The organism is Ferruginibacter albus (assembly GCF_020042285.1).
GTDB classification, from domain to species: Bacteria; Bacteroidota; Bacteroidia; order Chitinophagales; family Chitinophagaceae; genus Ferruginibacter; species Ferruginibacter albus.
The window spans coordinates 436,492-459,713 of sequence record NZ_CP083388.1; the positions used below are offsets into that span (position 1 = coordinate 436,492).

The following is a 23,222-nucleotide window of genomic DNA, read 5'->3' on the forward strand; positions in this document are numbered from 1 at the left end:
TAACCTTATTTTTTAAATTGTTATTTATAAATATGAAAAAAGCAATCACGCTATCTATATTTTTTGCAATAACCCTGTTTGCTAATACCAATGGCTTTTCACAGGCAAAAACCACCGCATTTCAAAAGTCTAAAAATGGAATGCTATACCAGATAATTTCAAATGGTCAAGGCAGAAAATTGATGTATGGCAATTTCTTTGAAATACAGGTAGATCAATTTTATAAAGATGCTCAAACGGATACTATCCTGATGAGTTCAAAAGAAAGAGGGGGTCAAATGGGTAAATTAGACTCTACAAATATTCCCGCTGACTATTTTTTGATCTTTAAAAAAGTTAGAAAGGGAGATAAGGTTATTGTAAAAATGCCTACTGATATTATTATTAAGAATAATCCCCATGTTCCATCGTTTATAAAAAAAGGACAATTTTTAGTAACTACTTATAAGATCGTAAATATTTATACAACACAACAGCAAGTAGATAGCGCACAAAAAAAGTTGGCGGAAGCGATGTCCATTAAAGATTCTATTTACAAATCGCTACAAATGATTAAAGATGATAAGATCATTACTGATTATTTAGCCAAGAATAATATAGTTACTGTTAAAGCGCCCAAGGGTACTTATGTACACATCATTAATCCGGGAGAAGGCAATTTATTGGACACTGGTGTAGTTCCAAAAGTAAAATACAAAGGTTGGTCTATGTCAACAGGAAAAGTTTTCGATTCAAATATAGATTCTTCATTTAAACATACAGACGCCTTTTCAGTTGATCTGAAACCTGAAGACAGGCAAGTAATAGAAGGATGGTTAGATGCTTTGCCTTTATTGAAAAAAGGAGCAAAAGCAACAATATTTATTCCTTCTTCTTTAGCATATGGTAAAAGAGGAGCCGGAGCCGATATCAAGCCGAACGAAAACCTGGTTTTTGATGTAGATATCGTAGATGTAATTTCAACTGCTCAACATAGAGTGGAAGCACAAGCAGAAGCCGAAAAAAGAGCAATGATGCAAAAGCAATACATGGATTCAAGTAAAAGCAATAAAGGAAACTAAATTTCACCGGTCAGGTATATTGCTATTGCACCCTCGTTCTCACAATTACAATTATTTTTGCACTCATGCAATTGATTCCTGTAAATGATAAAGTAACTGCAAAAGAATTTTTGCAGGTTGCTGTGGAGCTATACAAGAACGACACCAACTGGATACGTCCTTTGGATAAAGACATCAACGAAGTATTTGATACCAAGAAGAACAAAGCATATCGTTTTGGCGAAACTGCCCGCTGGGTATTAAAGGATGATAATGGGAGATTGATCGGTCGCATTGCTGCATACGCAAATAAAAAATACCGGAACAAAGGCGATGATGTACCTGTTGGCGGTATTGGTTTTTTTGAATGCATCAATAACCAGGATGCCGCTGATCTTTTATTCGACAATGCCAAGCATTGGCTGATCCAACATGGCATGGAAGCAATGGACGGACCTATCAACTTTGGTGAGCGTGATCGTTGGTGGGGATTGGTTACCAAAGGACATGATGAACCTTTGTATTGCATGAATTATAATCCGCCATATTATGTTGCCTTATTTGAAGATTATGGTTTTCAACCTTTTTTTGGACAGGTTTGCTTTGGCATGGATCCCAAAAAGCCTTTTCCAAAAAAGATATATGATCGTCATGCAAAATTTTCTAACGATCCCGATTTTTCATCAAAGCATATTGATAAAAGCCAGCTGGAAAAATTTGCACAGGATTTTGTAACCGTTTATAATAAAGCATGGGCAGGGCATGGCGGCTTAAAACAAATGGCAAAAGAACAGGCTGTTATTTTATTTAAGACCATGAAGCCGGTAATGGATGAAAAAATAATTTGGTATGCATATCATAAAGACGAACCTATTGCGATCTTTATAAACTTGCCCGATCTCAATCAATGGTTTAAATATCTGAATGGAAAATTCGATCTGTTGCACAAACTAAAATTTCTCTGGGTGAAGAAAAACAAGCCCAATAAAAAACTCACCGGTATTGTTTTCGGAGTAGTTCCCGAATGGCAGGGCAAAGGAGTTGACAACTATATTATTGTTGAAGCCTCTAATAAATATATTATCACCAACCAATCACCTTATAGCGAGTATGAGATGCAATGGATTGGCGATTTTAATCCTAAAATGATAAATGTTGCCGAAAGCCTTGGAGATGTATTTCGCAATCGCAACCTTACTACGTATCGCTATTTATTTGACAGAATGAAAGAGTTTAAGCGCCATCCAATGGTGTAATATTTCTAATTAGTGTTTTCTGATTTTATAATTTTCAATAAATGTAATTCTCTCTAGATCTAAGAGTAGAATTACCAATGTAGAGTTTACAGTAGTACAAATGCTGAGTATTGCTGTACCGACAAACGGGCGGTATATCGTTTGTCGGCGGCTTTTTGGGTTACTTTTTTTCCGCAAAAAAAGTAACAGGAAAAACACTAATAAGAACTCTCATTGTTTTTATTAACTTGCAATCATTGTATGGATAAATTCATTGTTTCAGCACGTAAGTATCGTCCGCAAAATTTTTCTACTGTTGTAGGACAAGCGCATATTACCACCACTTTAAAGAACGCCATCAAAAATAATCAGCTGGCACACGCCTTTTTGTTTTGCGGTCCACGTGGCGTTGGTAAAACAACCTGTGCAAGAATATTAGCTAAAACGATCAATTGTGAAAACCAGACAAAAGACGGCGAAGCTTGCAACACTTGCAACTCCTGTGTTTCGTTCGATGCAGGCATCTCTTTAAATATACATGAGCTGGATGCGGCAAGCAATAACTCCGTAGATGATATCCGTTCATTGGTAGAACAGGTTCGCTTTGCGCCACAAGCCGGTAAATACAAAGTATATATCGTGGACGAGGTGCACATGTTAAGCGCTTCTGCATTCAATGCCTTTTTAAAAACGTTGGAAGAACCGCCGCCTTATGCCATTTTCATCTTAGCAACAACAGAAAAACATAAAATACTTCCAACCATTTTAAGTCGTTGCCAGATATTCGACTTTAAACGTATTACCAACAATGATACGGTTGAGCATCTGCAGGAGATCTGTGACAAAGAAGCAGTAACTGCTGAAAAATCTGCATTGCACATCATTGCGCAAAAGAGCGAAGGTTGTATGAGAGATGCGCTCAGCATCATGGATAAGATCGTAAGCTTTACCGGCGGACAACTCACTTATCAAAACACCTTAGAGCATCTTAATATTTTAGATGAAGATTACTATTTTAAATTATTGGATAGCCTGCAGCAACAGAATTTAGCAGATGCTATGCTGATGTACGACGAAATAAACCGTAAAGGCTTTGAAGGTGACACCGTATTGGAAGGCTTTGCAGAATTTCTCCGCAACTTATTGGTAAGTAAAGATGCGAAAGTTGCCATGCTGTTAGAAGTAGCAGAAGACTTTAAACAAAAGTATTTGCAAACAGCACAAAAAATTGCGCCCTCTTATATCATCAGTGCTTTAAATATTTTAAACGAAGCAGGCATTAATTACAAGCAAGCCCGCAACAAACGGTTGCATGTAGAGCTCACCATCATCAAGCTTTGCTATTTGCAGCAGGCATTGGAATTGGTAAGCAACGAAGGCGGTGTAAGTAAAAAAAAACTGATTGATTCAACAAAGGCAGTAGCATTTAGAGCGTTGCCAATAAGAGAGGCAACAAGGCAGGAAGGTAACAAGGCAACAAGTGTTAAGCCTTCTCAAAATGAAGCTAAATTAATTATTGAACAACCAAAGGAATCATCAATTCCTGCTCCTAAGTTTGAAACGTCGAAACCCCAAACTGCTGCTACCGAACAACCAGCTACCAGTGCCGGGTTATCTTCTTTAAAAGCCATCCGCAATAAAGTTGCGCAGCAAAATAAAAGCAACAATACATTAGCCAAACAATTAACCGAAGAAGAGTTGTATGCCTGCTGGGGCATCTTCATTGAAAAATTAAGAGAAAGAAAAAATCACTCTGCTGTTACCAATTTTAAATTAGCTACGCTGAAAGTAATAGATGAAAATTCCATTAACATCATTACAGAAAGCGAAATACATAAAAGCTTTGTTGAAAATGAACGGGCAGAGCTGATCGTTTACTTACAGGATTACTTCGGCAACCGCTTGCTTACGTATCAAATACAGGTAATAGAAAGAGAAAAAACAGGCAAAGAAGAACCCCGACCTTTAAATACCAAAGAACAATACCTCCGCATTATTGAAGAATATCCCTTAGTAAAAGAGCTCAAGGATAGATTACGATTAGAATTGGATTTTTAAAAGCAGGCACTAAGCCAACGAGGCAACAAGTTTTGCCTTTCCCTGTTGCCTTATTGGCTCTTTAACCTTGCTGCCTCAATGCCTCCTTAACTCCTTGCCTTCTCCCTTCGGAAACGTTACCATTATAACCTTTGGGTTTTCCAACAGATTTGCAGTAATTTCGAACCTCATTTATAAAAAATATCCCTGAATATTATGGCTGAAGTAATACGAATGCCCCTTATGAGCGATACCATGACAGAAGGTGTGATTTCTGAATGGCATAAAAAAGTTGGCGACAAGGTAAAACCCGGCGACGTTCTTGCCGATGTAGAAACCGATAAAGCCACCATGGAGCTCGAAAATTATGTAGAGGGCACTTTATTATATATTGGTGTTGAAAAAGGCAAAGCCGCCAAGGTTGACGGCATCTTAGCTGTTGTAGGTAAAGAAGGCGAAGACTATAAAGGATTATTAGGTGGCGATGCCGCACAGGCTTCTCCCGCCGCTGCACCTGCAGCCACTCCGGCTCCGGCAGCAGCCCCAACCGCCGCTCCTGCTGCTGCAAAAGTTGCCTTACCCGCCGGCGCAAAAGAAATAAGAATGCCGCTGTTAAGCGATACTATGACAGAAGGAAAGATCGTATCGTGGAATAAAAAAGTAGGCGACGCGGTAAAAGCAGACGATGTATTAGCCGACGTGGAAACCGATAAAGCTACGATGGAAGTAGTAGGGTACGAAGAAGGCACTTTATTATATGTAGGTGTAGAAGCCGGACAAGCCGCTAAGGTAAACGACATCATTGCGATAGTCGGTAAGCCCGGAACTGATGTCAGCGCTTATGTAGCCGCAGAAAAATCAGGAGCCAATAATGCCGCCGCTGCACCTGCAGCCACCGCAGCTCCCGCCGCACAAACAGCAACACCTGCACCATCCGCACCACAACCCACCGCTGAACCTGCCCCATCTTCTAACGGAAGAATAAAAGCCTCTCCTCTTGCAAAAAAATTAGCCGCCGATAAAGGAATAGATATTTCTAAAGTTACCGGGAGTGGCGATAATGGGAGAGTTACTAAAAAAGATGTTGATAGCTATAAGCCTGCAGACGAGAAACGTCAAACGGCAGAAGGTAAACCGGCTGCAGCTGTACAAGCCTTTGCACCGGTTGGACAGGAAGGCTTTACCGATACGCCTGTTACGCAAATGCGCAAAACCATTGCCCGCCGCTTAAGCGAAAGCATGTTCACAGCGCCGCATTTCTATCTAACGATGGAAATAAATATGGACAATGCCATTACCTCCCGTGCAGCGATAAACGAAGTAAGCCCGGTAAAGGTATCGTTCAACGATATGGTGATCAAAGCCTGCGCTATGGCATTGCGTGTACATCCTGATGTAAACAGCAGCTGGCTGGGCGATACGGTTCGTCATAACCAGCACATACATATTGGTTCTGCATTAGCATTGCCGGATGGATTGATCGTTCCGGTGATACGTTTTGCCGACCAGAAATCATTGTCGCAGATCGCTGCCGATGCAAAAGCTTTATATCAAAAAGCAAAAGATAAAAAGATACAGCCTGCTGAATTCAGCGGTGGCACATTTGCCGTATCTAATTTGGGAATGATGGACATTGAACATTTTACTGCCATCATTAACCCGCCGAACAGCGCTATATTGGCTGTAGGCGCTATTAAAGAAACCGTAGTGAAAAAAGGCGATGGTTTTGGTGTAAGCAGCTTTATGAAAGTTACCCTTAGCTGCGACCACCGCAGTGTTGATGGCGCCGTTGGTGCAGCCTTTTTACAAACATTGAAAAAGTATTTGGAAAACCCGGTTACCATGCTGGTATAATTTCCACTGCATAGTTATTGAAAGCGAAGTTTTAAAAAGCTTCGCTTTTTTGTTTTTGGGAAGTGGGCATTTGTTCTTTGTGGAGCATCGTTGTGTCACTCACTTGTAGGGAAAAATTCTATTAAGCAATATTATACTCCATATTTTTCTTCCTCATCTTATCATATCTTCAATCGTAAAATACAATCCAGACAATCATGAAGCAAGTAGTTTTATTATCAGCTTTATTCTTCTGCTTTACGCAATCAAAATCACAAACCAATTCTACAAATGAAATAGATAGTTTATTGGAGAAAAAAATAACTATCAATCAATTTTGCTTGTGCAAAACAACTTTAAGCAACTTACAGTCATCATATAAAGATTTAAAAGAGACAGCTATAGAGGAAATGGATTTCGGAAAAAGATGTGGGAGTGGCGGAGATTCTCGTTATACAAATGGCAAAGGTTATTACACAGAACAATATCCCGGCATAATTTTTCAAAAAGACCCAAATGAAGGTTATATAAGTAAATTTAGACTTACTAAACAATTTGTAGGAAAACTTCCTGATGGTACTCCTATTAATTTGAATAATTTATTACTGAAAGATTTAATTAAGCAGTATCCTGAACCACTTTTTAAATGGTCTTCACGAGGTTGTTCAGATTATTGGACATATACAAATGATACTATTTCTTTTTTTCTAAAAATCGATGTAAATAAAAAGCCACAATACCCATTAGATGAAGCGTATTATTTAAATCGCCCTGTAGATGCTATTGACGTGTTTATTTCGTGTTATAGTGTTTTCAATAAAAATAATTCAATACAATTATTTGCTCCTGATGAACCTATGTACTTCCTGGATGATATACGTACTAACAAAAGTTTTTTAGAAAATTCAGGACTTACGCAAAATGAGATTGCTTTAGTAAGAGTATTTAAAGATTCAAATGCTATTAGGCTAGGCGGAAAAGACGCAAAGAATGGCTTAATTTATATTTATACAAAAGAATTTGCAAGAGATGCTTATTGGAATTATTTTAAATTGAAATCGGAAGACTACAAAAACTCAATCACTTCTTTAGAAATTGAAAAGAAAGTAACATATATATTAAATGATAAAGTTCTTGAAGATAATTATGAAGGAGACCTTTACAGTATTAATGATGATAATTTTATAGAACTAAAAGTTATTAGTAAAGAGCAATTAAAAAAAGATTATAAGGTTTCAAATAAATCTTTTGGTGTGGTTATTAAATCAAAGGATAAAAAATAATAATTATTTCCTTCGCCTTGGTTCGTGTCCAAGAACCATTCGCCTTGGTTCGTGTCTCACGAACCATTTTAATAAAATACATTTTCATTACCTCTTCTTCGCATCTTCACCAGTAACTGCATAAGGCGCCTCTTTTGGTTCGGTATCGCCGAAGGCGGTATTGAAAAAAATGCGCAGCATATTTTTTTCAAAGAAGCAAAAGCAGCGCCGTTGAAGTTACGCTGCCCCGCCGGCAGAGGAGGCGAAAGCTTCAAACTTCAAACATCATCAATAAATTGCAATTCTTTTCTGTTACTTTTTTTTGCGGAAAAAAAAGTAACCAAAAAAAGCCGCCCGAAAAAGATTACATCCCTTTTTGGGGTTGGTTCCCTGATGTAACTTTTGTACTACTGTAAACTCAACATCAATAATTCTGCTCTTATAATTTATACAGTATACTATTCTATATCTTCTTTTAAATACAAATGCTTCTAATTTCCACTTTCACGCAAAAAACTACGTTTTCATCGCACAAATCGTAGAGTTTGATATCAAACCCCACGATTTTATCGCAAAAGTCGTCGACTTTTACTATCACAGTGGGAATTTGATAGCAAAACTTACCGACTTTGACGATAAAACCACCGACTTTATCGTCAAAGTCCACGACTTGCATGCACAACTCTGCAACTTCATCATAAGAACCGGCAACTTTACTGTTAAAATGTACATTTCTTAGATAAATGTCAACCTTTTTCGTATCAGCTATCGCAGCGTGTCAGTTGCTTTTACTATCTGTAGTTTGATCAACTTGATCTTTAGATCCATTCACTAACAATTAAAACTAAATTTCATGGCTACAAAAACAAAAGGCAGGGTAGTGCTTTCTACAAATGCAAGAGAATCTCTTAAACTGGCTGAAAACGTGTACACCAAACACCAGGCAGATGGTAACGCTTCTATTTTACTTTCTTTAGAAGATGGTTTAGATTGGGCGGTTACCGGTCCAAAAATTAACACCTGTCTTGCCAAGCACGAAGAAGCGGAGCAATTGGCTAAGGATGCCGAAAAGGCTTATCGGGATCGAGATGCCATGCTTACTGAAATTAACGGCATTGTGATAGCAAGTAAAAATCTTTTAAAAGGTAAATACACTAACAATCCCAAAGCGCTTGGTGATTGGGGTTTCGTAGTAGATGATACGCCAAAAGCCAAAAAGAACAAAGAATAAGGTTGAGGAATGTTTATAAGGTAAAGCCTTCATCGAAAGATGAGGGCTTTTTTTATTAATAAAAACTTCACATAATATAATTCAATTTATTTTTAACCCAACCTTTCTTTGAAAAAAGAAATATCTTATAAGGATGTGATAGCACTCTCATTATTATTATACTAAAACAACTGATTATGAATTTCAAATGCATCAAAACAATCTCTCCAAAAAACCTTATCGCTGTATTGCTGGCAGCAATTATGTTTACCGGTTGCAGCAAAAATAGTGACACCGGCAACCCGCCCGGTTCTGGCGGCACTGTTGAAAGCGGCGTGTATATTGCAGGCACTTCCAATAATGTTGCCACTTATTGGAAAAACGGCACTATCGACAGTCTTACGCATACAGGCTCTTTTGCACAAGCAAAAGGAATAATTGTTACCAATACAGACATTTATATAGCCGGTGCCGAAGGAGAAATAATTAAGTATTGGAAAAACGGAACACCTACCAGGCTTTCTGTCGCCGACCATCAAAGTGGTGATGCAAGATTTGCTTATATATCGGGTAACGATTTTTATGTAGTAGGATACGAAGACGGAGGAGGAGCAGATTATGTTGCCAAATACTGGAAAAACGGTGTGGAAACTGTTTTACAAAATGGATTGCAGGCTCGAGCCATACAAGTGGTAGGTAATGACGTGTATGTAGTTGGCACATCGGTTGATGGTAAACCCGTTTATTGGAAAAACGGCGTACCGGTTTACCTGCCTTTTGTAGATAATTATGGCAATGCTAATTCAATTTGCGTGGTAGGTAATGATGTATATGTTGTGGGAGACGAGTCTGGTTTAAATCAAACACCGCATTCCATTTATTGGAAAAACGGAATTGCAACTAACCTTGCAGGAGGAGATGGAGGCTCACCCAAAGCAATATGTGTTGTAAATAATGATGTTTACATTGCCGGCTATACAGGTAGTGCCATTCCTGCATATTGGAAAAACGGCACTATAAATAACCTGGCAAATCCTAATACGGAACGCGGATATGCTTATTCCATGTGTTTTTCAGGAAATGATATGTATATATGTGGTGGCTTTTATCCTGATCAATTAGGAATGAGTAATGAAAGAGCAGCTTACTGGAAAAACGGAGTAAGGACCGATCTTACTGATGGAACAAACACTTCTTCTGCATACTCTATCTTTGTAAAATAAATTTTAAATTATTAAAAAATTAAAAGGGGGTAAAGCAAGATATCTTGCTTTACCCCCTTTTTTACTGATGCTTCCGCCGTTGTTGGTCGCCTGAGGTAACTATATACCTGTTAGACCATGTAATTCAATTTTTTAATGCTATTTGTTTTTAGATTTTACACGATGAACCATGGCGGCCATTGCAGGACAATTTGAATAAACTAAGGCAGCAACTTCCTTACTTACACTTTTAAGATCTTCTTCTGTAAGATTAGAGATATCTTTTTTTGTTTTTTCCTGCGCATATCCTATAAGCATGTCTAAATTATCCGTTACACATTTTGTGAGCATTCGTTCTGCATCATTATTATTATTGACAGAGTTGGTATCGGTTTTGGAAATGCAATCACAAACTGCATTGATTAACTTTTCTTTAGATTGAGATAATTTTGATGTGTCATTTTGTGCAGAAGCATTCAAAGAAAAGAATAAAGTAGTAACAAGTGTAAAGTGTATAAAGGTCATAGATTATAATTTATACAAACCTACTAAAAGGCTGCTAATGCAGCCTTAAAGAAAGTCTCTTTGCCTTGATTCGTGTCCCACGAACCATTTTAATAAAATATTTCATTACTTCATCCTCCCTTTTTCACCAGTAACTGCATAAGGTGCCTCTTTTGTTTCGGTGCCACCACAGGCGGTATTGAAAAAAATGCGCAGCATATTTTTTTCAAAGAAGCAGAAGCAGCGCCGTTGCAGTTACGCAGCCCCGCGGCTGTGGAGGCGAAGGCTTTTATTGTTGTTTGCAATTCGAATTAAGAGAACTTACATCAAAAAAACCATCCTGTTTAATAGATCAAAAGCACTTGCAGCAAAGCAATTGAAATCTCATTCGTTGCTATAAAAATTCATTTTAAAGAATTAGATTTAAGAAAAAAAACATGAAACTGCTTTTTACATTTATCCCCGGTTTCCTTTTTATTTTAACAGCGCAAGCACAAAACGTTGGTATTGGAACTGCAGCACCTATCAATAAATTTACTGTCAGGGTAAATGGGTTAGGTATTACGCAGGAAAGTGCCGATAGCACTACACGAGTGGGTTTTTATGTTGCTTCGCATAATGCGTATGTGCAAACCCATACAAAAGACAATCTTAATTTTGCTACCAATAACGGCTTAGCAGCCATAACGCTGGATACGCTTAATAATGTAGGTATTGGCACTACTACTCCTGCAGCAAAACTGGATGTAGAAGGTACCGTAAAGTTGAAAATAGGCACACCTGATTATGGAGATGTATTAACCAGCGATGAATTTGGAAATGCTACCTGGCAAGCGCTACCCGCCTATTTCAAGGGATTTAAAGCTTATGCAAACTCTAATCAATCTATCTTTAGCGGAAGCGCTTATTATACTATTAGCTTCCCTACCTACGATTATAATGATGGGCTTTATTTTAATACCACCACATCTAGTTATGTAGCGCCCGTTGCCGGTGTTTATCATTTTGATGTTACCTTGGTATGGTCGGTAACTGCTAACGCTACTGCTTATCCTATTATTACTATTATTGGTGCAGGTTCCTTTGCCACTGCTGTTGGCAGATCGCAAACCATTGTTCCTGCCGGCTTTTCGGGCACATTAACTACACAGGTATCTATGGATGAAAAATTAACTACAGGAGAAGCCATTATTGTGCAAGCTTCACAATCATCTTCCAGTACGCAAACGGTTACAGGAACATACCTTACCAGCTTTAACGGGCATAGAGTTTATTGATCCTATTTTTATTTTAAAAGAGGATTCGACAAAAATGCGCAGCCCCACCGGCTGTGAGGCGAAAGCTTCAAAGTTTGTACAGCATCAATAAGATCATTTTCGGCTGTTGTTGATCGCCTCACCAACAACAGTAAACATGTAACTTCGGCTTTCTAAAATTTATCTCTTTGCAATACCAACAACTCCTCCAAAAAGCCTACGCATCTTTCAATGCCCGTGATATTGATACCGTATTATCCTTACTGCAACCCAATGTACATTGGTCAAACGGTTGGGAGGGCGGTTATGTAACCGGTCATGATGAACTGAGAGAGTACTGGACAAGGCAATGGAAAGAGGTCGATCCCATTGTAGAGCCTATTAACATTACACAACTCCCCGATGGTCGCGTAGAAGTAGAAGTACAGCAAACAGTAAAAGATCTGCAAGGCACTATTGTTTTCGATGGAATTGTAAAGCATATCTATACTTTCAACAATGGTTTGATACAACAAATGGATATTGAAAAATAATAGAAGCGTTTAAATTCTATCAATAATTAATCATCGCCGCTTTTTGCCACGTTTCGCCAGGCTCAACATGACAAAAAGCTACCACTCCAACATTTCGAAAAGTTGTCAGTCTGAGCTTTAAAGCTTTGTACAGCATCAATAAGATTATTTTACCCGCAATTTTCTTATGTTACTTTTTTTGCGGAAAAAAAGTAACCAAAAAAGCCGCCGACAAACGATATACGGCCCGTTTGTCGGTACAGCTATATTCAGCTTTTGCACTACTGTAGCTTCAACATTAATAATTCTATTCTTAGTTTTATACAGTATAATATTCATTTGCCTTGGTTCGTGTCCCACGAACCATTTTAATAAAATATTTCATTACTTCATCCTCCCTTTTTCACCAGTAACTGCATAAGGCGCCTCTTTTGTTTCGGTGCCGCCGCAGGCGGTATTGAAAAAAATGCGCAGCATATTTTTTTCAAAGAAGCAGAAGCAGCGCCGTTGCAGTTACGCAGCCCCGCGGCTGTGGAGGCGAATGCTTTGAATTAAATGCATTTTAATTTTAGAAAACAAGTTTTATGAAAATCCGTCTTTGACAAACTCAGACTGAATTTCTAATACTTCAAAAAATAAAGATCTTACCCAACCCTTTTTCTTTCTTACACAGTTATATAAAATGTAGAAGAAATTATTCATTCAGAATTATTTCATCCTGCATTATTATATATGAAAGCAAAAAAATTATTCTTTAGCATTCTTGCATTGGTAACTGTTAATATCGCTATTGCGCAAGACATCGTTATCACATCACCCGATATTAAATTTCCGGAAGAGGTTACCATTACCGGCTTAGTAAAAAATGAAGCAGGCACTCCGCTTGCAAATGCTACTGTAAAAACTGTATTTGGAGATGCTTATTTTACAGATGGTAACGGGCAATTTTCTTTCTCCTTAAAAAAAGAAAAAGTAATACCCCAAAGCATCTTTATAAGCTACGATAGTTTGGTAACGGAAGTAAGAAGTTATCATCCGGTAATGGCAAACACCGATTATATGATTACACTTTATAAACCCGTGCAATGCTGTTGCCCTCAGCACCATTGTGATGAAATAAAGCACGCATCGTTAAAAATGTATTTTGAAGAGAACAGCATTGTGTTATCGGAACAAACCAAAAAGCAGCTGGATAGTATTTCAGGCATGGCAAAAGAATGTCCTTCAACGATCATACGGCTTACCGTATATGCAGATTATAAGAAAACGCTTCAACGATTGGCAGATGAAAGACTCGATGCGCTTAAAAAATACCTGATCGAACAGGATGGTATCTCTATCGATAGAATTAACCCCGGCAAAACAACCACTACTTCCAATGCCAATAGCGTTGATATCAAGTTGGAGTAAAGGCGTCAAAATGCATGCATTATTATGGCTTATCCTCTCTCAAAAAACCATTAGCAATTACTGTTTTATTAGGTTATCTTGTAGGTCAACCATAAAAACTTACAAACATGAAAAAGTTAATTGTGATCTTCAGTCTGTTCCTTCTTTTAGGAGCAAATGCCTTTTCACAGGAAATGAAAGAAAATGGAATCATCTACATCACACATCCCTATATCGACATGGTAAATAATTCTATGAACGCTTATGTAAAACAGGACAATGCGGCTTTCGGTAAAATTTATTCAGACACTGCAAAATTCTGGGCATCGGGTATGGATAAACCTATTGGCATTGCAGATGCCATAAAAATGTGGAGCACAGATTTTAAGTTTTACGACAGCATTAAAGTATTGACCGTAGGTTATCCTGATTATTTACATTATAAAGACCACGATTCCAAGATCGTTCAATCCTGGTGGACATGGGTAGGTAAATCAAAACGAACAGGAGCTACCGTAAAAGTTGATTTTGTACAATTCGACGGTTTTAACAGCGCAGGTAAAATAGATTTTGAAGGCATGTACGGCGATTTTTCAAAAATGGAAAAAGAAAAATAAGCAACCAAAATAATATTCATTTCAAAGCGGCTTTATGCCGCTTTGTTTTTATGTAGCTTAAAATATAAAGTTCATTCAAAGCAACATTTGGTCAGTATAAATCTTAAATTGGTATTTCAACTAACAGACCATGCCAAAACCAACCTATACTAAACCATTTTATTTTCTTTTTTTAGTATTACCTACAGGTATCAGCAGCGGTTTTGTGACCGTTACCTTGCCATACCTGCTCACACACCGTGGTTTTTCTGTTACTGCAGCAACAATAATTGCAGCGGCAGGTGTATCGGCAAATATTTGGCGATTTGTTTGGGGTCCGCTTGCCGATCTTACGCTTACTCTTCGTAAATGGTATGGTATAGCAGTATTGGCTACCATTATTACGTTGCTGGCGCTTTGCTTTATTCATTTTAATCCAAAAGATACTATACTGTTAACTGTTTTGGTTTTTGTATCACAGGTGGCGGGAACATTTGTGATGCTGCCTGTTGGAGGTTTTATGGCCAATCGTATTGAAGCGCATCATAAAGGAAGAGCTTCGGGATGGTTCCAGGCAGGCAATGTAGGAGGAACCGGATTGGGGGGTGGCGTGGGATTATGGCTCGCTAGTCATTATAACATAACGATTGCTGCTATTGGGCTATGTGTGATGTGTATTTTATCAGGTTTGGTTGTATTGCTGATACAGGATGTAGCAAGTGATAAAGAGAAAAGCTTTGAAGGGGAATTAGGCTTAATGGGGAAGGATTTGCTAGAAATGATAAAAATACCAATAGTGTTATTTGTTATTATATTGATCTTATTACCGATCGGTTCCGGGGCAGCGAATAACGTTTGGTCGGCTATTGCAGATGATTGGAAAGCCAGTGCAGATAGGGTCGCCCTGGTTACAGGTATAGTAGGTGGAATTGTTGGTGGTGTCGGCAGTATTGCCGGAGGTTTCATTGCTGATCGTTTTGGCAACTGGGTAGCTTACTTGGGAATAGGTGTGTTGTGTGCGCTGGTTACAGTGATAATGGCTTTATTGCCTTACCATCCTGATGTGTACACCGGTGGTGTATTGGCATATAATTTTACTACAGGCATGGCGTATGCTGCATTTTCTTCTATGCTGTTATATGCCATTGGTAAAAAGAATGCTTCTACTAAATATTCACTGCTTTCATCATTTGGTAATTTGCCGGTAATGTATATGACAGCTTTTGATGGATGGATACATGATAAGCATAGCAGCAAATATATGCTGGTTGCCGAAGCTGTTGTTGGTATCCTATTCGTATTGATCTCTGCCGTTGTTCTAAAAAGAATGATGATGAAAAAGTTAGTGCCGGAAATAGTAGAATAAACTTCATATCTTAATATAGTTCCTTTCTCTTCAAGCTTCCGCAAACGATTTCGGGAAAAAATTACTCAATTATTGTTGAAAAAGTACAAGGGAGTGACACAACAATGCTGATTATCGTTACTTTTGCTCACTTAAAAAAAAATCTCAAATGGCAAAAATAAAAGTAGCAAATCCCGTGGTAGAACTGGATGGTGACGAGATGACTCGTATTATCTGGAAATTTATTAAAGACAAACTGATCCTTCCTTACGTGGAAGTTGATATAAAATATTTTGACTTAGGCGTTGAACATCGTGATGCTACCAACGACCAGGTTACCATTGATTCTGCTAACGCTATCAAACAATATGGCGTGGGTATCAAATGCGCAACTATTACACCGGATGAAGCTCGTGTAAAGGAATTCAACTTAAAGCAAATGTGGAAATCGCCAAACGGAACTATCCGTAATATTTTGGATGGCACTGTTTTTCGTGAGCCAATAGTGATGCAAAACGTACCACGTTTGGTTACTAACTGGACGGCACCGATCATTGTGGGTCGTCATGCATTTGGTGATCAATACCGTGCAACCGATACCGTTATTAAAGGCAAAGGAAAATTAACTATGACCTTTACTCCTGAAGATGGCGGCGCTGTACAAACGTTTGAAGTATATAATTTTAAAGGTGATGGCGTTGCAATGAGCATGTACAATACAGATGAAAGTATTATAGGTTTTGCAAGAAGCTGTTTTAATATGGCTTTGAGCAAAAAATGGCCGTTATATCTTTCTACTAAAAATACCATTCTTAAAAAATACGATGGTCGTTTTAAAGATATTTTTGAAGATATCTATCAAAATGAATTCAAAGCAAAGTTTGATGAAGCAGGCATTGTATATGAACATCGTTTAATTGATGACATGGTGGCATCTGCATTAAAATGGAATGGCAACTTTGTTTGGGCTTGTAAAAATTATGATGGCGATGTACAAAGCGATACCGTTGCACAAGGCTTTGGCTCTTTAGGCTTGATGACCTCTGTATTGGTTACTCCTGATGGAAAAACATTGGAAGCAGAAGCTGCACACGGTACTGTAACACGTCACTACCGCGATCATCAAAAAGGCAAACCAACTTCTACTAATCCCATTGCATCCATCTTTGCATGGACAAGAGGTTTAGCATTTCGTGGAAAGTTAGATGGCAACCAGGCGTTGATCGATTTCAGCAATGCATTGGAAGCTGTTTGTATTGAAACAGTTGAAAGCGGCAAGATGACAAAAGACCTGGCTGTTTGTATTCATGGCAATAAAGTAAATCATGGTGAACATTATTTGTACACCGAGGAATTTTTAGATGCTATTGATGAAAATTTAAAAAAGAAATTGGCGTAAGATATTGATCATATCATGTAAAGGCAACAATTCATTGTTGCCTTTATTTATTGTAAACTTTTATTTATGCGTTTAGTAAGAATAAGTATTTTATCGTTGTTGTTGAGTGTGTTTTGTTATGCAGGTTTTTCGCAGGCATACACTATAAAAATGCGAATGAATGTAGGAGATACATTCAACTATGCTACAAAAATGGATCTGGACATGAACATGCCTGCACAGGACATGACTATGACCATCAATGCGGATATACGATGCTTATTCAAAGTGCTTCCAAATGACAGCATGGGATTTAAGCAATTGCAAATGACCTATAAAAAAATGAAGATGCGGAATAGTTACTTATCTGCACATAATTCAGATAGTGCAATGGATATTATTGAAAACAAATTTGTCGGAAGATCCATTGTATTGAAATTATCAAAAGATAACCAGGTAATGGAAGTAGTTGGGTTAACTGAATTGCTGAATAATGAGACAAATGAAACCTATCGTACAATGGCAAAAAACATGTTTTCAAAAGAGCAGGTGAGTAATCTTTTTGGAATGATGTTTAGCATGTATCCTTCTACACCGGTGAAGATCGGCGATAGCTGGAAAAGCAATGCCAATGTAAATATAAATGGTATCAATATGATCGTTGATTTTACGTATTCTTTGTTGGATGTGAAAGATAATTTGGCTTCCATCGGTTTAAGTGCAGTGATCAGCAGTTCAGGCAGCATAAGCGTCCAGGGAACGGAATTGCCGCTTAAGATGGATGGAGATGAGAAAGGAACGCTTTCTATAAATATGATCAATGGGGGGTATATGCACAATGCGAATTATACAATGGGCATTAATGCCGAGATGCAGGTGGCTGATCAGAAATTTGCAATGATATTGAAAGGAAATTATGCATTGACGGGCAATTAAATAACGTTTCTCTTAGTATAGAATGCCCGGCAGGTTCCGGGCATTTTTATTTAAAAAGAGTTTGAATGACAAACTTCTAAAGGCTATCAATCTTCGTTTGTCGAAGAAGGTCTTTTAAAAATTGGTATTATTTCTCTTTTCGTAAATCATTTTCCTTTTTTTGATAGCCATGTTGAAAGAAAAAAAGGACGTTTGTACAAATCGATCTCTCATGTGTCAATTTCAGCAATTGTATTTTAGTGATGATGGCTACGTAGTGCGTTGTAAAAAATGCGATCATTTCCAGGTAGGCTTTGCGAGCACCATGCTTACTGTTAATGAAAAGGATTTTGATATCCTGCTGGCCATTGTAAAGAAAAAATTGAATACAGAAATACAAACGAACCAGCTTGTAAAAAGTATTATCATACCCACTCCTTATACCGGCGTAAAAATCTTGCTCACACAACAGGAATTGCAGAAGCTACATGCTATGTTGGAAAACGCCGACAGTGAAATAAAAGCATTGGCACTTTTGGATCTATTTGAATGATTGCCTGAATGTCGTTTAAAAAAGCTATAGGAAAAATTCACCTTTGGCTCGGACTTGCATCCGGGCTCATTGTTTTTATAATTGCTATTACCGGCTGCTTGTTCGTTTTTCAAAAAGAAATATCTGAAGTGGTTTGGAAGAAAACTTTTTTTATCGAACCAAAGCAAACAACCGTTCTTCCTTTAAGCACATTGCAGGCAAAAGCCCAGGCAGCATTAGGTGATCAACCGGTTAAATATGTTACTACCTATAAAGCGCCTGATCGTGCCTGGGAGTTCATGGCTTATAAAACCAATGATACTGCGCTTACTTATTTCGGTGTAGCGGAGTATTATCGATCGGTTTTTATAGATCCTTATGACGGTCATATAACGGGCATTTTAGACTATAAATACAATTTCTTCAACATTGTAAAATACATTCATTGGAGTTTATTGTTGAATACAAAATATGGGCAGCCAATTGTTGGCTATAGTACGTTGGTCTTTGTCCTTCTTTTGATTAGCGGGTTCATCTTATGGTGGCCCAAACGATGGAATAAACATACTAAAGAGCAGGCGTTTACAATAAAATGGAAAGCAAGGTTCAAACGATTGAATTATGACCTGCATAATGTATTGGGCTTTTATAGTCTGATCATTTCATTAGTGATTGCATTAACCGGCATGGTATGGGCTTTGAACTGGTTTCAGACAACCGTGTACGTTATTGCTTCCCGTTCGATAACGCCTCCTGTACACATCGAAGTAAAGTCAAATACACCGGTAATACCCACTACACAAAACCCTTATGATATTGCTTACGCCGCTGCTGTGAAACGATTACCCGGCACAAGTGTATGGAATATTGAACCTGTAAACGGAAAAGATGCAACGATTGATATTACCGGTTATGCTGATGCTGATGTGTATTATAAATACGATGAATTGAAATTTGATCAATACACCGGTAAATTCTTGCATAAAAAAAATTATAAAGAAGCCAATGCCGGTGAGCGGTTGATCTATATGAATTATGATATTCATGTAGGCGCAATTGGTGGTATTCCCGGAAAGATCATTGCATTCCTGGCTGCGTTGATTGCAGCGTCTTTACCTGTTACAGGTTTTATTATTTGGCTAGGCAAGCGAAGGAAAAAGCCGGCCACCACTATCCATTAAAAAGCCTCCTATGTCTTGCACCTGCAAAAATTTTATTTCCCTAAATTTGCAGCCGCTTATTGTAGTCAATTAAAATTTTATGGGAAGAATTTTTGAAGTTAGAAAAAGCACCATGTTTGCCCGCTGGGATAAAATGGCCAAACAGTTTACCCGTATCGGTAAAGAGATAGCCATTGCTGTTAAAGCCGGTGGTCCGGATCCTGATAATAACCCTGCTTTGCGCCGTTGCTACCTTAATGCCAAGGCGGTAAATATGCCGAAAGATCGTGTGGAAGCGGCTATTAAAAGAGCGATGGGGAAAGACAAAACGGATTATGAAGAGATCGTGTATGAAGGGTATGGTCCACATGGTGTAGCAGTAATGGTAGAAACAGCCACGGATAATTCAACAAGAACAGTTGCGAATGTGCGCATGCACTTTACCAAAGGACACGGAGCTTTAGGAACGAGTGGAAGTGTTGCCTTTACGTTTAATCGTATGGGTGAGTTTAAGTTAAAAAATAAGGGGCAAAACATTGATGAGCTTGAATTAGACCTTATTGATTTTGGATTGGAAGAAATCGGGGAAGACAGCGAAGGCAATATCATTGTTCGTACTGCTTACAATGAATTTGGCAATATGAGCAAGGCATTGGAAGAAAAGGGCATTGAAGTGGTAAGCGCTGAATTAACGCGTATTCCTGCCAATACGGTAGAGTTGAACGAAGAACAATCGAACGAAGTACTGAAAATGATCGATATGCTGGAACAGGATGACGACGTTCAAAAAGTATATCACAATCTGAAATAGAACGTAGTATCTTGAATTTTTTAAAGCCGGTTTGTTGCCGGCTTTTTTAGTACGGTTATCTGCTAAAGAAAAGTTATTTGCACAGGCTTGGTGCAGGTTTTATACAAAAAATTCGGTTGCTAAACCTTCTCCGTTTATCTTTGCGCTCCAAATAAAAAATGATTGTAATGAAAGTAATGAAGTTCGGTGGCACCAGCGTTGGAAAGCCTGAAAGAATGCATGAAGTTTCTAAATTGATCACAAAAGATGAAGAATCAAAAATTGTAGTGCTATCTGCTTTAAGTGGCACTACCAATTCTTTGGTTGCTATCAGCGATGCGTTATCAAAAAATGATAAAAAAGCAGCTAAAGAAAAGATAGACACATTAGAGGGGCATTATCACAACTTCATTAAAGAACTGGTTACAGGCGATGCCGCTTATGCTAAAGCAAAAACCATTGTTGCAGAACATTTCGAGTTTTTAAATATCACGTTAAAAATATCTCATAACGAAGCTTTATATAAAGACATTTTAGCGCAAGGCGAATTGCTTAGCACTAAGCTCTTTTGTCTTTTCTTAGAAGAAGCAGGTATCGATCATCAATATTTAGCTGCGCTGGATTTTATGCGTATTGACGAACACGATGAACCGGCTTTGGATACTATTAAAACATTGTTGGAACAAACGCTGAAGCAATATCCCGATAAAAAAATATTCATTACACAAGGTTATATCTGTCGCAATGCAAAAAGTGAAGTAGATAACCTGAAAAGGGGAGGAAGCGATTACAGCGCTTCATTAATTGCTGCCGCTACCAATTCTACCGTTTGCGAAATATGGACTGATATTGACGGCATGCATAATAATGATCCCCGTATTGTAAACAAAACAAGACCTATTGAACAATTAAGTTTTGATGAAGCTGCTGAGTTAGCTTATTTCGGTGCAAAGATCCTGCATCCTACCTGCATTTGGCCGGCACAGCTGGCAAAGGTTCCTGTTAAGTTACTAAATACGATGCAGCCGGAAGCAGCAGGTACCACTATCCAGGAAGAAGCAAGCTCTGACGGCGTAAAAGCAGTAGCAGCAAAAGATGGTATCATTGCTATCAAAATAAAAAGCAGTCGAATGTTGCTGGCATATGGTTTTTTAAGAAAGATATTTGAAGTGTTTGAAAAATACCGCACTTCTATTGATATGGTAACTACTTCTGAAGTGGCTGTTTCTTTAACCATAGATAATGATGCTTATTTATCACAGATCGTTGAAGAATTAAAAACATTCGGAACGGTTGAAATAGACAATGACCAAACAATTGTTTCTATTGTAGGAAACGAAATAACAGAAACAGAAGATCTATTGGAGAATCTTTTTGAAACATTGAAAGGCATTCCTGTTCGCATGGTTAACTATGGTGGCAGTCGTCATAATATCTCTATCTTAATTCCAAAGGCGTTTAAAGAACAAACATTGCAACAGCTTAATAAAGGGTTGTTTGGATTGGAATAATTTAATCTTTTCATAAACTAAAAAGAAGTCGGTCTGAAAAGATCGACTTCTTTATTTGTAAACCAAAACCAATATCATTTGTTTTAACTTGCAAGCATGCATGAAAAGCGGATCATATTATTTGATGGAGTTTGCAATCTTTGCAACCGTTCCGTGCAAACAGTGATAAAGAATGATCCACAAGCCAAATTTGTGTTTGCATCCTTACAAAGTGAAGAAGGCAAGCAATTATTAAAACAATTCGATCTGCCGGTAAGTAAGCTGGACTCTTTTGTATTACTGCAGGATGATAAAGCTTATACGCAATCAACAGCCGCATTAAAAGTAGCGGCTCAAATAAAAGGAGCCTGGAAGTTGCTGGCTGTATTTTTGATAGTTCCTAAGTTTATACGGGATGGGGTATATGATTGGATTGCCCGTAACCGGTATAAATGGTTTGGTAAGCAAAATGAATGTATGATCCCAACTCCGGAATTAAAAGCAAGATTTTTATAAGTATGGAAAAAAAGAAAACATTGGTAATTGGAGCGTCTGAAAATCCTGCACGTTATAGTTTTTTGGCTGTAAATAAGCTGGCAGTCAATCAGCACCCGGTAGTTGCCATTGGCAAAAAGAAGGGCAGAATAGGAAGTGTTGAAATTGAAACGGAAAAGCAACCTTTTGATAATATAGATACGGTTACATTATACCTGAACCCCGATCATCAAAAACAATATTACGATTATATCTTATCGCTTCATCCCAAACGGATCATTTTTAATCCCGGAGCAGAAAACATTGAATTATATGAACTTGCGCAAAAAAATAATATACAGCCGCAGGAGGCGTGTACGCTTGTTTTGTTAAGTACAGGTCAATATTAGACTTTTAATCCCCCTCTTATACAATATTTCCCTAAAAGCCCCGTTATATTATAGTTTCGGATGCTTCGGCATCAAATCCAAATATCTGTAAAACAAAAAACAAATCTGTATGAAACACCTTGCCAATTCTACATTGGTAGTGATACTGTCCCTTTTCACAGTTGTCACGTTTGCTCAGCAAAAGTTGAGCGCCAAGCCAGCACTTTTTAAAAGTTTCCCGAACACCATTTTATGTAAAGAAGCCGAATTAAATGAGCCATTTACCGCCGTTAAAGGAAAAAATGTAACGCTCAAATTTTCAGGCACTTCTTATTTTTCGGGAGAAGTGATCAATAACGTAACTAAAAGCAAATCACTGCAATATTTATCAGTTCGTTTAGCCAACCTGGATAATGCTGTATTAGCATTAACCAAAAGGGTAGATGAAAAGAATAATGTTTTTTATGTTGGTCATATCATCAATCCAAAAAATTCAGATGCATTTGAATTAAGAAAAATGAAAGATGGTTCCTACCAATTTGTAAAAATTGATTTAGACAAATTATTGCCGGCGTGTTCACCGGAATAACACAAAAGATATTTACGACCCGTACCCATGAAAACTGAAAATCCAAACACAACATTCCATGTAAAAAGTGGAACATCCAAAATC

At 37.9% G+C, this 23,222-nt stretch carries 22 protein-coding genes; 21 read left to right on the top strand and 1 reads right to left on the bottom strand.

Annotation, left to right across the window (positions count from 1 at the left end; genetic code table 11):
• Nucleotides 1-32: 32 nt before the first annotated feature.
• The 7 genes from K9M53_RS01990 to K9M53_RS02020 all read left to right on the top strand — a co-directional run bounded on the left by K9M53_RS01990 (nucleotide 33) and on the right by K9M53_RS02020 (nucleotide 9,840).
• Nucleotides 33-1,061, top strand: coding sequence for an FKBP-type peptidyl-prolyl cis-trans isomerase (locus tag K9M53_RS01990; RefSeq protein ID WP_224017496.1), 1,029 nt, complete (start codon nucleotides 33-35; stop codon nucleotides 1,059-1,061).
• Between the two features lie 65 nt (nucleotides 1,062-1,126).
• The gene (locus tag K9M53_RS01995; RefSeq protein ID WP_224017498.1) at nucleotides 1,127-2,296 is read left to right on the top strand and encodes a hypothetical protein; all 1,170 of its coding nucleotides are present in this window, start codon (nucleotides 1,127-1,129) and stop codon (nucleotides 2,294-2,296) included.
• A gap of 240 nt (nucleotides 2,297-2,536) precedes the next feature.
• Nucleotides 2,537-4,333: a DNA polymerase III subunit gamma/tau gene (locus tag K9M53_RS02000; protein ID WP_224017500.1), complete on the top strand. Its 1,797-nt coding sequence runs from the start codon at nucleotides 2,537-2,539 to the stop codon at nucleotides 4,331-4,333.
• Between the two features lie 195 nt (nucleotides 4,334-4,528).
• Nucleotides 4,529-6,166: a pyruvate dehydrogenase complex dihydrolipoamide acetyltransferase gene (locus K9M53_RS02005; protein ID WP_224017502.1), complete on the top strand. Its 1,638-nt coding sequence runs from the start codon at nucleotides 4,529-4,531 to the stop codon at nucleotides 6,164-6,166.
• A gap of 197 nt (nucleotides 6,167-6,363) precedes the next feature.
• Nucleotides 6,364-7,428, top strand: coding sequence for a hypothetical protein (locus tag K9M53_RS02010; protein ID WP_224017504.1), 1,065 nt, complete (start codon nucleotides 6,364-6,366; stop codon nucleotides 7,426-7,428).
• Nucleotides 7,429-8,260: 832 nt separating this feature from the next.
• Nucleotides 8,261-8,638 (top strand): hypothetical protein, encoded by a 378-nt coding sequence (locus K9M53_RS02015; protein WP_224017507.1) that lies wholly within the window; start codon nucleotides 8,261-8,263, stop codon nucleotides 8,636-8,638.
• 176 nt (nucleotides 8,639-8,814) lie between these two features.
• The gene (locus K9M53_RS02020; RefSeq protein WP_224017509.1) at nucleotides 8,815-9,840 is read left to right on the top strand and encodes a hypothetical protein; all 1,026 of its coding nucleotides are present in this window, start codon (nucleotides 8,815-8,817) and stop codon (nucleotides 9,838-9,840) included.
• 138 nt (nucleotides 9,841-9,978) lie between these two features.
• Here K9M53_RS02020 and K9M53_RS02025 read toward each other — a convergent pair whose 3' ends face one another.
• A complete protein-coding gene (locus K9M53_RS02025; protein WP_224017511.1) occupies nucleotides 9,979-10,344 on the bottom strand; it encodes a hypothetical protein in 366 nt (121 codons plus the stop codon).
• Between the two features lie 416 nt (nucleotides 10,345-10,760).
• On the opposite strand from K9M53_RS02025, the gene K9M53_RS02030 reads away from it, so the two are divergent.
• From K9M53_RS02030 to K9M53_RS02095, 14 genes are all read left to right on the top strand, one after another.
• Complete coding sequence (locus tag K9M53_RS02030; protein ID WP_224017513.1) at nucleotides 10,761-11,600, top strand: hypothetical protein; 840 nt, start codon at nucleotides 10,761-10,763, stop codon at nucleotides 11,598-11,600.
• Between the two features lie 167 nt (nucleotides 11,601-11,767).
• Nucleotides 11,768-12,112 (top strand): nuclear transport factor 2 family protein, encoded by a 345-nt coding sequence (locus K9M53_RS02035; RefSeq protein WP_224017515.1) that lies wholly within the window; start codon nucleotides 11,768-11,770, stop codon nucleotides 12,110-12,112.
• Between the two features lie 711 nt (nucleotides 12,113-12,823).
• Nucleotides 12,824-13,501, top strand: coding sequence for a hypothetical protein (locus K9M53_RS02040; RefSeq protein ID WP_224017517.1), 678 nt, complete (start codon nucleotides 12,824-12,826; stop codon nucleotides 13,499-13,501).
• Between the two features lie 107 nt (nucleotides 13,502-13,608).
• Nucleotides 13,609-14,097: a hypothetical protein gene (locus K9M53_RS02045; protein WP_224017519.1), complete on the top strand. Its 489-nt coding sequence runs from the start codon at nucleotides 13,609-13,611 to the stop codon at nucleotides 14,095-14,097.
• A 130-nt stretch (nucleotides 14,098-14,227) separates the two neighbouring features.
• Nucleotides 14,228-15,442 (top strand): MFS transporter, encoded by a 1,215-nt coding sequence (locus K9M53_RS02050; protein ID WP_224017521.1) that lies wholly within the window; start codon nucleotides 14,228-14,230, stop codon nucleotides 15,440-15,442.
• Between the two features lie 148 nt (nucleotides 15,443-15,590).
• Nucleotides 15,591-16,820 (top strand): isocitrate dehydrogenase (NADP(+)), encoded by a 1,230-nt coding sequence (locus K9M53_RS02055; RefSeq protein WP_224017523.1) that lies wholly within the window; start codon nucleotides 15,591-15,593, stop codon nucleotides 16,818-16,820.
• A 66-nt stretch (nucleotides 16,821-16,886) separates the two neighbouring features.
• A complete protein-coding gene (locus K9M53_RS02060) occupies nucleotides 16,887-17,735 on the top strand; it encodes a DUF6263 family protein (RefSeq protein WP_224017525.1) in 849 nt (282 codons plus the stop codon).
• Nucleotides 17,736-17,946: 211 nt separating this feature from the next.
• Entirely contained in the window at nucleotides 17,947-18,267 is a 321-nt protein-coding gene (locus K9M53_RS02065; protein ID WP_224017527.1) for a DUF6686 family protein, read from the top strand.
• Nucleotides 18,268-18,275: 8 nt separating this feature from the next.
• Nucleotides 18,276-19,427, top strand: a complete 1,152-nt coding sequence (locus tag K9M53_RS02070) for a PepSY-associated TM helix domain-containing protein (RefSeq protein WP_224017529.1) — start codon at nucleotides 18,276-18,278, stop codon at nucleotides 19,425-19,427.
• 79 nt (nucleotides 19,428-19,506) lie between these two features.
• Nucleotides 19,507-20,217 carry a YebC/PmpR family DNA-binding transcriptional regulator gene (locus K9M53_RS02075; RefSeq protein ID WP_224017531.1) on the top strand — a complete coding sequence of 237 codons (711 nt, stop codon included), beginning with the start codon at nucleotides 19,507-19,509 and terminating at the stop codon, nucleotides 20,215-20,217.
• A gap of 167 nt (nucleotides 20,218-20,384) precedes the next feature.
• Nucleotides 20,385-21,707: an aspartate kinase gene (locus K9M53_RS02080; protein ID WP_224017533.1), complete on the top strand. Its 1,323-nt coding sequence runs from the start codon at nucleotides 20,385-20,387 to the stop codon at nucleotides 21,705-21,707.
• Nucleotides 21,708-21,803: 96 nt separating this feature from the next.
• A complete protein-coding gene (locus K9M53_RS02085) occupies nucleotides 21,804-22,202 on the top strand; it encodes a thiol-disulfide oxidoreductase DCC family protein (RefSeq protein WP_224017534.1) in 399 nt (132 codons plus the stop codon).
• 2 nt (nucleotides 22,203-22,204) lie between these two features.
• Entirely contained in the window at nucleotides 22,205-22,570 is a 366-nt protein-coding gene (locus K9M53_RS02090; protein WP_224017536.1) for a CoA-binding protein, read from the top strand.
• Nucleotides 22,571-22,679: 109 nt separating this feature from the next.
• The gene (locus tag K9M53_RS02095; RefSeq protein ID WP_224017538.1) at nucleotides 22,680-23,138 is read left to right on the top strand and encodes a hypothetical protein; all 459 of its coding nucleotides are present in this window, start codon (nucleotides 22,680-22,682) and stop codon (nucleotides 23,136-23,138) included.
• Nucleotides 23,139-23,222: the final 84 nt, after the last annotated feature.